The sequence below is a fragment of the Pseudomonas persica genome (assembly GCF_900291015.1).
In the GTDB taxonomy this organism is placed as follows: Bacteria; Pseudomonadota; Gammaproteobacteria; order Pseudomonadales; family Pseudomonadaceae; genus Aquipseudomonas.
Window position 1 is genome coordinate 1 of sequence record NZ_OLKL01000289.1, and the last position, 247, is coordinate 247.

1 protein-coding gene is annotated in these 247 nt (G+C 61.9%); it reads left to right on the plus strand.

Annotated features, from left to right (window positions below; genetic code table 11):
- Window positions 1-247 (plus strand): GNAT family N-acetyltransferase (locus FQ664_RS26610; RefSeq protein WP_144175965.1); only part of this gene is annotated, 247 nt, incomplete at both ends.

Below are 247 nucleotides of genomic sequence, written 5' to 3' on the forward strand. Positions count from 1 at the left end.
GTGCATAGCCTGATGTGCGAGCGCAATGGCCGGGCAATCGGCTTTGCCGTGTATTTCTATAGCTACTCGACCTGGCTCGGGCGCAACGGCATCTACCTGGAAGACCTGTACATAACGCCCGAGCAGCGCGGCGACGGTGCCGGGCGGCAATTGCTGCGGCACATCGCCCGCGAGGCGGTGGCGAAGAATTGCGGACGGCTTGAATGGAGCGTACTGGACTGGAACGAGCCGGCTATCGGCTTCTATC